Below are 8,678 nucleotides of genomic sequence, written 5' to 3'. Positions count from 1 at the left end.
CTCCGGCGGTGCCCCCGGGCCGAGTCGGCTCCCGATCAGTAGAAGCAGGGGTCCAGCGGCACCCCGGACTGCCCGGGCAGGGCCAGGCCGCGGGCCGTGCGCCAGGCGTGCTGCTCGCCGGAGGCCGCCACGGCCTCCAGCACGCCCTCGGCCTGACGGACGCCGGCCAGGCTGGGAGCCGGGGTGGCGTGGTAGCCACCGAAGCGGGTGACCGGGCTCCAGGACGGCGTCACCGCGGGCAGGTCGGGGGCCAGGCCCTGGTGTTCCGCGGTGGCGTGGACGATCCGCCCGCCGACGACGGTGAGGACGGACTCGATGTGCGGGATGTCGGCCTCCGGCACGGTGAAGTAGTCGGCGCTGAGCAGCGCGACGTCGGCGTAACTCCCGACCGTCAGACGGCCCTTGACCTCCTCCTCGCCGGTGAGGCGGGCCCCGCCGAGGGTGTAGAGCTCCAGGGCCTGTTCGCGGCTGAGCCGGTTGTGCTCGGCCGCGAGGCGCCGCCCGGAGACGGCCCGGCCGGAGACCAGCCAGTGCAGGGCGACCCAGGGGTTGTAGGAGGAGACCCGGGTGGCGTCGGTGCCCGCCGCGACGGTGAGGCCGCGGTCCAGCATGGCGCGCAGTGGCGGCGCCTCGGCGGCGGCGGGGGCCCCGTAGCGCGAGACGAAGGCCTCGCCCTGGAAGGAGAGGCGGTTCTGCACCGAGATCGCGCCGCCCAGGGCCGCGATCCGGTCGAGGCTGTCCGGGCTGACGGTCTCCGCGTGGTCGAAGAGCCAGCGGTTGCCCTGCGGGAAGAGGCCCTCGGCGGCGAGCTTCTCGAAGACCGCCAGGTCGCGGCGGATGGTCTCGTCGTAGGTGGCGTGCAGCCGGAAGCCCCAGCCGTTCTCCGTCAGAAGCCGGACGGCCTTCTCGAACTCCGTCTCGTAGGAGCCGAGTTGCGGCCTCGGCTCGGTGAAGTTCTCGAAGTCGGCGGCGGCCCAGGTGAGGTTCTCCCCCGCACCGTTGAGGCGCAGCCAGGCGTCGCCCTCCCCCGGGCGCACGGTGTTGACCCAGCGGGTGAGGTCGTCCAGTTCCTGCCCGGCGGTCTGCGGGAACAGGTGGTAGGCGATGCGCAGGCTCAGTTCGCCGCGGCGGGCGAGTTCCATGACGGTGCCGTAGTTCTCGGGGAAGCTCTGGAAGCCGCCGGCGGCGTCGATCGCGGAGGTCAGGCCGAAGCGGTTCAGCTCGCGCAGGAAGTGCCGGGTGGAGCCGATCCGGTCGGCCTCGTCCAGCGTCGGAGCCTTGGCCAGGGTGGAGTAGAGCAGCAGCGCGCCCGGGGCGGCGATCAGCAGGCCGGTCGGTTCGCCGTCGTGGCCGCGCACGATCTGGCCGCCGGTGGGGTCGGGGGTGTCCCGGGTGAAGCCCGCGGCGCGCAGCGCGGCCCGGTTGAGCAGCGCCGACTGGTAGAGGTGCAGCACGAAGACGGGGGTGTCGGGCGCCGCCGCGTTGAGCTCCTCCAGGGTGGGCAGCCGCCGCTCGGCGAACTGGTCGGCCGACCAGCCGCCGACCACCCGTACCCACTGGCCGGGCGGGGTGCGCTCGGCCTGGAGCCGGAGCATCGCCAGGGCCTCGCGCAGCGTCGGGACGCCGTCCCAGCGAAGCTCCAGCACGTAGTTGAGCCCGCCGCGGATGACGTGCAGGTGCGCGTCGTTGAGCCCGGGGACGGCCCGGCGGCCGAGCGCGTCGACCACCCGGGTGTCGGAGCCGACCAGCGGGACGACGTCCGCGTCGTCGCCGACCGCCTGGATCAGTCCGTCCCGGATGGCCACAGCGGTGGCCTGGGGGCGGCGCGGGTCGTTGGTGTACACCTTGGCGTTGCGCACGACGAGGTCGGCGGGCTGGTCGGGGGTGCCGGGACGGATTCCGGCGACGGGCATGGTGGACAAGGGAGGTCCCTTCGTTCGGTGGTGTTCGGCGGTGGAAGCCGAGGGTGTGCGCGGGGTCAGTGGAAGCCGAGCGCGGAGGGAGTCACCGCCGGGCCGCCGGCCGGCCGCGGATTCGCCAGGGCCGCGAGGATCAGCGCCGCGAGCTCTCCCCCGGCCCGTTCGATCCGCGCCGGCAGGCTGTCGGTGTGCGTGTCGCCCGTACCGCCCCAGTCCTCGGAGGCCGCGAAGACCGCGGTCGGCGCGACGAGCGCGCGCTGGTAGGCGAAGAGCGGGCGCATCGCGTGTTCCAGGGCCAGGGAGTGGCGCGCGGTGCCGCCCGTCGCGCCGATCAGCACCGGCTTGCCCGCCAGGGCGCCGGGTTCGAGCAGGTCGAAGAACGACTTGAACAGGCCGCTGTAGGAGGCCGAGAAGATCGGGGACACGGCGATCAGCGCGTCCGCCGTGCTCACCTCCTCCAGCGCGCCGCCCAGGGCCTGCGTGGGGAAGCCGGAGAGCAGGTGGTGCGAGATGGGGGTGGCCAGCGGGCGCAACTCGTGCAGGCGCACCTGGACTTCACCGCCGGCACGGGCCAGGTGGCCACTGGCGGCCTCGGTGAGGCGGTCCGCGAGCAGGCGGGTGGACGAGGGCTGGCTGAGCCCGCCCGAGATCACGGCGAGCGTGATCGGCGAGTTCGGTTCCATGGGGGACTCCGTCCTGGTCAGGAGGCGGCGGGGACGGTGTCCCGGATGGTGGCGTGCGTGGGGGCGTCGGGAACGGTCGCGGGCCGGCCCTTGGCGAACTCCTCGCGGAGGACGGGCACGACCTCCTCGCCGAGGATGTCGAGCTGCTCCAGCACCGTCTTGAGCGGCAGGCCTGCGTGGTCCATCAGGAAGAGCTGGCGCTGGTAGTCACCGACGGCCTCGCGGAAGCCGAGGGTGCGCTCGATGACCTCCTGCGGGCTGCCGACGGTCAGCGGGGTCTGCTCGGTGAACTCCTCCAGCGAGGGCCCGTGCCCGTACACCGGCGCGTTGTCGAAGTACGGGCGGAACTCGCGCACCGCGTCCTGGGAGTTCTTCCGCATGAACACCTGCCCGCCGAGGCCGACGATCGCCTGCTCGGGCGCGCCGTGGCCGTGGTGGGCGTAGCGCTCGCGGTAGATCGCGACCATCCGCCGGGTGTGCTCCTGGGGCCAGAAGATGTTGTTGTGGAAGAAGCCGTCGCCGTAGTACGCGGCCTGTTCGGCGATCTCGGGGCTGCGGATCGAGCCGTGCCAGACGAACGGCGGCACGCCGTCCAGCGGCCTGGGCGTGGCGGTGAAGGCCTGCAGCGGGGTGCGGAAGCGGCCTTCCCAGTCGACCACGTCCTCGCGCCAAAGCCGGTGCAGCAGCGCGTAGTTCTCCACCGCGAGCGGGATGCCCTGGCGGATGTCCTGTCCGAACCACGGGTAGACCGGGCCGGTGTTCCCGCGCCCGAGCATCAGGTCGACGCGGCCGTCGGCGACGTGCTGCAGCATCGCGTAGTCCTCGGCGATCTTCACCGGGTCGTTGGTGGTGATCAGCGTGGTCGCGGTGGACAGGATGATCCGCTCGGTCTTCGCGGCGATCCACCCGAGCATGGTCGTCGGCGAGGACGGGACGAACGGCGGGTTGTGGTGCTCGCCCGTGGCGAAGACGTCCAGGCCGACCTCCTCGGCCTTGAGCGCGATGGCCAGGATCGCCTTGATGCGCTCGCGCTCGGTCGGCGCCCGTCCTGTGGTCGGGTCGACGGTCACGTCGCCGACGCTGAATATCCCGAACTGCATGGGTTGCCGCCTTTCCGCTGGCTGATCGCGGCCCGACGGGGCCACCCGGCGAAACCTAGGCAGCCGACGGCGCGCGAAGGACGTCCGCAGTGCATGACCAGTGGCCCCGCAGCGCACTGAAACGCTCGACCGGCTCGCCCCGGCCTGTCGTGCGTTGTCAGGACAATCCCGGGCGCACAGCGAGCAGAACACCCGGGCCGCCGCGCACTAACGTCGTCGACGAGGCGCCCCGTTGATCCGGGAAACCTGATGAAACGTCAATTCTCTGCATTCACAAGAAGGAGAAGGCCAATGGTCGACTTCGCCAACGTTCACGCCGCCCCGAGCCCCGACCTGCTCACCCCCGACAACGCGATGATGCTGTTCGTCGACCACCAGCCGCAGATGTTCTTCGGCACCGGCAGCGGCGACCGCGCCGCCATCATCAACTCCACCGTCGGTCTGGCGAAGGCCGCCAAGATCTTCAACGTGCCGACCGTGCTGTCCACCGTCGCCGCCGAGTCCTTCTCCGGCCCGATCCTCCCGCAGCTGAAGGCCGTGTTCCCCGGCCAGGAGGTCATCGACCGCACCACGATGAACGCCTGGGAGGACGAGGCCCTGGTCGAGGCGGTCAAGGCGACCGGCCGCAAGAAGATCATCCTCTCCGGCCTGTGGACCGAGGTCTGCCTCGTCCTCCCGGCCCTCTCCGCGCTGGACCAGGGCTACGAGGTCTACGTCGTCGCCGACGCCTCCGGCGGCGTCAGCCCGCTGGCCCACGAGCACGCCCTGCAGCGGATGACCGCCGCCGGCGCCGTACCCGTCACCTGGATCCAGGTCCTGCTCGAGCTCCAGCGCGACTGGGCCCGCGCCGAGACCTACGTCCCGGTGACCGAGCTGGTCAAGGAGCACGGCGGCGCCTACGGCATGGGCCTGGTCTACGCCCAGTCCATGATCAACCCGCACGCCGCCGGCTGACGGACCGCACCGACCCGACGGAGTCCGAAATGAACACGGGCCTTCTCCTGCTGCGCCTGGTCGCCGGTCTACTGATCGCGGGCCACGGCGTTCAGAAGGTCAGCTTCCACCTCGGCGGCGGCGGCCTGGAGGGCGGCAGCGCCGAGTTCCGGGGTGACGGCTTCCGCGGCGGCAAGCTCACCGCGGTCGCCGCCGGTGGCACCCAGGTCGGGGCCGGACTGATGCTGGCCCTCGGTCTGCTCACTCCGCTGGCCGGCGCGGGCGTCATGGGGGTGATGACCGTCGCCCTGACGGTCAAGTGGCCCCACGGGCTGTGGGTGCAGCACGACGGGTACGAGTTCCCGTTCGTCCTGATAGTCATCGGCGCGACGCTGGCGGCCACCGGCCCCGGACAGTGGTCGGCCGACGGGGCGCTCGGCCTGGCGCACTGGCCGCTGTGGTGGCTGCCCGTGGCCGTCGTCGCCGGTGTGGGCGGCGGCCTGGCCACACGGCTCGCCCTGCACCGCGCCTGAGGCGGCCGCGACCGAACGGGCTCGGGCCCTGGACAGTTCTCCTGCCCAGGGCCCGAGCCCGTCGGCGTGCGGGAGCACCGACGGCGACTCATTCCATTGTGAACGATTGTCATTCCCGAGGGGATGACGAGGAGGCGACTGACAGATGAGTGGATCCGAAGAGTTCGACGTCGTGGTGCTGGGCGCCGGTCCGACCGGGGAGAACCTCGCCGATCGCGCGAGAGCGGGCGGGCTGAGTGTGGCGGTCGTGGAGCGGGAGCTCGTCGGAGGCGAGTGCTCGTACTGGGCCTGCATGCCGAGCAAGGCGATGCTCCGCCCGCCGGCCGCCCTGCGGGACGCCCGGCGGCTGCGCGGCGCCCGGCAGGCGGTCGTGGGCGCTCCGGACGCCGCGGCGGTGCTGCGTCGACGCGACGGCTTCGCCTCGCACTGGCAGGACCACGGCCAGGTGGCCTGGCTGGACTCCATCGGGACCACGCTGGTCCGCGGGCACGGCCGGCTGGACGGCGCGCGGCGCGTGGTGGTGGACGGCGCCGACGGAACCCGCCGCGTCCTGACCGCGCGTCACGCCGTGGCGGTCTGCACCGGTACCAGTGCCGCCCTGCCCGACCTTCCGGGCATCGAGCGCACGGGCGTGTGGACGAGCCGTGAGGCGACCAGCGCTGCCGAAGCCCCCGCCCGACTGGCCGTCGTCGGCGGCGGCGCCGTCGCCGCGGAGATGGCCACGGCCTGGAGCGCACTGGGCAGCCGGGTGACCCTGCTCGTCCGCGGGTCCGGACTGCTGCCACGGATGGAACCCTTCGCGGGCGACCTCGTCGCCGCCGCCCTTCGGGAGTCCGGTGTCGACCTGCGGACCGGGGCGTCGGTGAGCGGCCTGACGCGCGACCGCGAGGTGGTCCTGGACCTCGGGGAACACGGTGAACTGCGCACCGACGAGGTGCTGTTCGCCACCGGGCGAAGGCCCGCCACGGGAGACCTGGGGCTGGAGACGGTCGGCCTGGAACCCGGCGAGTGGATCGAGGTGGACGACACCGGGCGGGCCGTCGACGTGGACGGCGGCTGGCTCTACGCCGCCGGCGACGTGAACGGCCGCTCGCTGCTGACCCATCAGGGCAAGTACCAGGCCAGGGTGTTCGGCACGGCGATCGCCGACCGGGCGGCCGGCCGGGAGCTGGACGTCGCCCCTTGGGGGCGCAGCGTCGCGACCGCCGACCGGGCCGGTGCGCCCCAGGTGGTGTTCACCGACCCGGAGGTGGCCTCGGTCGGCCTCACCCTCGCCGACGCGACCGCACGGGGCCTGCGGGTGCGGGCCGTCGACTACAACATCGGCGACGTGGCCGGGGCCTCGCTGCACGCCGACGGATACCGCGGCCAGGCGAGGGCCGTCATCGACCTGGACCGGGAAACCGTGGTGGGGGCCACCTTCGTCGGATCCGCGGTCACGGAGCTGCTGCACTCGGCGACCATCGCCGTCACCGCGGAGGTGCCGCTCAGCCGGCTCTGGCACGCGGTACCCGCCTACCCGACCATCAGTGAGGTCTGGCTGCGCCTGCTGGAGACCTATCGCGGCTGAGGCCCGGTTTCCTCGGCGGGCACGGGCGCAACAGCGGCCGTACACATCGGGACAAGTCATGGCTCATCCCTATTCATAGTCTTCTGAGGTGATTTCGGCCCACCAGCCGGGGCGCGCCGCAGAGGAAGCGGACGGCCGCCCTGTCGGCGGCCGACCCAAGGACGCGAAGTACCGAGAGCAAGGAGCGAGATGATGGTGGCGGTAGCGAGGGACGACGAGCGCGTGCGCGAGCCGGACCCGACGGTAGCCGGAGCCGAGACACTCACGAGCACGGATCCGATGGCCGGTACCGGAGCCGAGCCGAACCTGCACGCCATGACACGGATCACCCTGCGGCCCATCGCCTCGCCGATGTCCCTGGGCTTCTTCACGGTGGCCATCTCCTCCGTCGTGACCAGCAGCCTGCAGCTCGGCCTGATCGACAGTGCGAACCGGCAGGCCGTGGCACTCACGGTCTTCTCCGCCTTCGTACTCCAACTCATGGTCAGCATCCTCGCGTTCGGCGCCCGTGACGTCATCGCGGCGACGCTGATGGGCGGGTTCGCCGGCGCCTGGCTGGCCAACGGCCTGGTCACGTCGACGGACGCCCACGGTGGGGGGCAGGTGCTGGGTGTGATGAACCTGGCGTTCACGGTCTTCGCCGCTCTGATGGCATCGGTGGCCAGGCCGAAGAAGGTGCTGTGGCTGCTCCTGCTGATCGCCGTACCGCGCTACTTCGTCGCCGGCGTCTACGGCCTCTCGGGCGCGGCCTGGCTGGGCCAGGCCGCCGGGGCGCTCGGCATGCTCCTCGCGGCGGTCGCGATGTACGCCGCCTACGCCCTGATGCTGGAGGAGCTCCGAGGCAGGGAGGCCCTGTGGATCGGACGCAGCGGTCCCGTGCGGGACGCCATGCACGCGGGACTGGCCGATCAGTTGCACCGGCTGGAACGGCAGGCGGGTGTGCGCCGGACCCTGTAGTCGGTGGCCCGTCCGACCGCCCGGATCCGACGGCGGGACGCGATTCGGCTGTGCACGTACCCGAGGGCCGGGTACGAGCACAGCCGAATCGCGTTTCGTCCACGGTCCGCGGGGGTCGCGGCACCTCTGGACGGCACGAAAAAGTGCCGGGCCCGCCGACGAACGGGCCCGGCACAGAGCGGGCCGGGCCCGCCGACGAACAGACCCGGCCCGCCGGTCACGCCCCGGTCTCGGGGGTGACGACCAGGTGCTCGGCGAGGAACCAGACCTGGGTCTCACCGGTGCGGATGATCTGGGAGACCAGGAGGTCCTGGGTGCCGTCGTCACCGAGCTCCGCCACGCGGGTGGCGGCGTCGCGGACGTCGGCGAGGATGGTCTCGTGCGCGTCGAGGAGCCGCGAGAGCATCGAGTGCACGTCCTCGATGCCGTCCGGCGGGCGCGGCACCCCGGTGATCCGCGCGGCGTGCCGGGGGTCGCCCACGGCGACCCCGCCGAGCATCTGCACCCGTTCGGCGAGCGCGTCGACCAGCTCCAGCTGCTCCTGGGCGTGCTTGTCGAAGAGCAGGTGCAGCTGGTAGGCGGTCGGCCCGCGCATGCCCCAGTGGCACTTCTTGTACAGCGCGTACAGGAACTGGGTGTCCGCGAGGACACGGTTGAGCCGCTGGCACGAGTACTGCCGGGCGTCGTGGGAGAGCGCGATCGGCAGCTGGACGACGGTGCCGAACTCCTGGATCTCGGCGGCGTGTTGGTGGAGGTGTGGCTGGCTGGTCATGGCACTCCTGGGGATGGCCGGACTGTTCGGGGATCAGGCTAGGAACGCGCGGGCCGACGGCCTGTTCCGACGGCGCACCGCCTGCGGCCCTTCCGCGCACCCGCGCGGGAGCCGAGCCCCTGTGAGCCGCCGGACGCACCCACAGCACTCTCGGACGAGACCGGGTTCCCTCCGAGGCAACAAGCCGGCGGCGGCCGCCCCTAGCGTGTGC

Annotated in this window: 8 protein-coding genes; 4 read left to right on the top strand and 4 right to left on the bottom strand. The window is 72.4% G+C overall.

Annotated features, from left to right (window positions below; translation table 11 throughout):
- Window positions 1-35: 35 nt before the first annotated feature.
- The 3 genes from J0670_RS21820 to J0670_RS21810 all read right to left on the bottom strand — a co-directional run bounded on the left by J0670_RS21820 (window position 36) and on the right by J0670_RS21810 (window position 3,702).
- Window positions 36-1,913 (bottom strand): amidohydrolase, encoded by a 1,878-nt coding sequence (locus tag J0670_RS21820; protein WP_207813329.1) that lies wholly within the window; start codon window positions 1,911-1,913, stop codon window positions 36-38.
- 65 nt (window positions 1,914-1,978) lie between these two features.
- Entirely contained in the window at window positions 1,979-2,602 is a 624-nt protein-coding gene (locus J0670_RS21815) for an FMN reductase (RefSeq protein ID WP_207813328.1), read from the bottom strand.
- Between the two features lie 17 nt (window positions 2,603-2,619).
- A complete protein-coding gene (locus J0670_RS21810) occupies window positions 2,620-3,702 on the bottom strand; it encodes an LLM class flavin-dependent oxidoreductase (RefSeq protein WP_207813327.1) in 1,083 nt (360 codons plus the stop codon).
- 291 nt (window positions 3,703-3,993) lie between these two features.
- Here J0670_RS21810 and J0670_RS21805 point away from each other — a divergent pair, with 291 nt between their 5' ends.
- From J0670_RS21805 to J0670_RS21790, 4 genes are all read left to right on the top strand, one after another.
- Window positions 3,994-4,656: a hydrolase gene (locus J0670_RS21805; RefSeq protein ID WP_207813326.1), complete on the top strand. Its 663-nt coding sequence runs from the start codon at window positions 3,994-3,996 to the stop codon at window positions 4,654-4,656.
- A 29-nt stretch (window positions 4,657-4,685) separates the two neighbouring features.
- Window positions 4,686-5,168 carry a DoxX family protein gene (locus J0670_RS21800; protein ID WP_207813325.1) on the top strand — a complete coding sequence of 161 codons (483 nt, stop codon included), beginning with the start codon at window positions 4,686-4,688 and terminating at the stop codon, window positions 5,166-5,168.
- Between the two features lie 145 nt (window positions 5,169-5,313).
- On the top strand, window positions 5,314-6,738 hold the full coding sequence (locus J0670_RS21795) for an NAD(P)/FAD-dependent oxidoreductase (RefSeq protein ID WP_207813324.1): 1,425 nt from the start codon (window positions 5,314-5,316) through the stop codon (window positions 6,736-6,738).
- Window positions 6,739-7,053: 315 nt separating this feature from the next.
- Complete coding sequence (locus tag J0670_RS21790) at window positions 7,054-7,695, top strand: GPR1/FUN34/YaaH family transporter (RefSeq protein ID WP_243437341.1); 642 nt, start codon at window positions 7,054-7,056, stop codon at window positions 7,693-7,695.
- 217 nt (window positions 7,696-7,912) lie between these two features.
- Here the strand turns inward: J0670_RS21790 and J0670_RS21785 are convergent, their stop codons facing one another.
- Window positions 7,913-8,467 (bottom strand): Dps family protein, encoded by a 555-nt coding sequence (locus J0670_RS21785; protein ID WP_207813322.1) that lies wholly within the window; start codon window positions 8,465-8,467, stop codon window positions 7,913-7,915.
- Window positions 8,468-8,678: the final 211 nt, after the last annotated feature.

The sequence above is a fragment of the Streptomyces sp. FH025 genome (assembly GCF_017427025.1).
In the GTDB taxonomy this organism is placed as follows: domain Bacteria; phylum Actinomycetota; class Actinomycetes; order Streptomycetales; family Streptomycetaceae; genus Kitasatospora.
The sequence above is the reverse complement of the archived record's forward strand: the minus strand, read 5'-3'. Positions and strand labels throughout refer to the sequence as shown.